The 1,262-nt window shown below is 66.6% G+C and carries 1 protein-coding gene; it reads left to right on the plus strand.

The window, feature by feature from the left end:
* Positions 1–1,262, plus strand: a 1,262-nt coding sequence (locus ACFWPS_RS54005; protein ID WP_383721929.1) for a GAF domain-containing sensor histidine kinase, incomplete at both ends; no start/stop codon positions are given.

A 1,262-nucleotide genomic window follows, 5' to 3' on the forward strand; every position in this document is an offset into this window, starting at 1 on the left:
GAGCATCCGGCCTCGTTTGGTTTCCCGCCGAATCATCCGCCGATGAGCACGTTCCTGGGTGTCCCGATCCGTGTCCGTGATCAGGTGTTCGGCAATCTCTATCTGACCGAGAAGCGGGGTGGTGGTCAGTTCGACGAGGAGGATGTGTCGGTGACGTCGACGCTGGCTGTGGCGGCTGGTGTGGCGATCGACAATGCCCGGTTGTATGAGGAGTCGCGGCTGCGTGAGCGCTGGCTGCGGGCGAGTGCGGAGATCAGTCACAGTCTGATGTCGGGTACGGGGAGTGCTGAGGCCCTGGGGTTGATTGCCGAGCAGGCCAGGGAGATCACCGGTTCGGCGCTGGCTGCTGTTGCGACTCCGATGGCGGACACGGATTCGCTGACGGTGGAGATCGCCGTGGGTATGGACGCGGATGCTCACCGCGGGCTGGTGCTGGCCATGGACAGGACCCTGATGGGTCTGGCGTTCTGTGAGGGTGCGGCGGTGACCAGCGTGGATATCACCCAGGACGAGCGGGTGTCGCCGGAGCCGCCGCGTTTTGGCGGGCTTGGTCCGGCGGTGGCGATCCCGATCGGGACGGGTGGGGCGGGGGTGCGGGGTGTGGTGCTGCTGGCGCGTGAGGTGGGGCAGCCGTTGTTCACCGTGAAGGAGACCGGGCCGTTGCAGGTTTTCGCGGCTCAGGCCGGTATTGCGATGGAGCTGGCGGAGCGGCGTCGGGATGCCGAGGAGATCGCGGTGCTCAAGGATCGTGACCGGATTGCCCGGGACCTGCATGATCTGGCGATCCAGCGGTTGTTCGCGACCGGGATGACTTTGCAGAGTGCGGGGCGTTTCATCGAGCATTCGGAGGCGTCCGAGCGGGTGTTGCGGGCTGTGGACGATCTGGATGAGACCATCAAGATCATCAGGTCGACGATCTTCGGGTTGCGGGCCCGGGAGGGTGGTGCGGGCACCGGGTTGCGGGCCCGTGCGGTGCGGGTGGCCGGTGAGGCGGCTTCGGCGCTCGGGTTCGCGCCGAGTGTGCGGATGGAGGGGCTGATCGACACGGATGTGCCCAAGGAGGTCGCCGATCATGCGGTCGCTGTGCTTTCCGAGGCTCTGACCAATATCGCCCGGCATGCTCACGCGGACCGTGCGGAGATCGTGCTGGCGACCGATGGTCGGGAACTGGTTCTCACTGTCCGGGACAACGGCGTCGGTATCCCGCCCGACGGTCGTCGTAGCGGGCTGCGCAACATGGCGGAGCGGGCGGCGGAACTCGG

Origin of the sequence: Streptomyces sp. NPDC058457, from assembly GCF_042720695.1 — a bacterium.
Classification (GTDB): domain Bacteria; phylum Actinomycetota; class Actinomycetes; order Streptomycetales; family Streptomycetaceae; genus Streptomyces.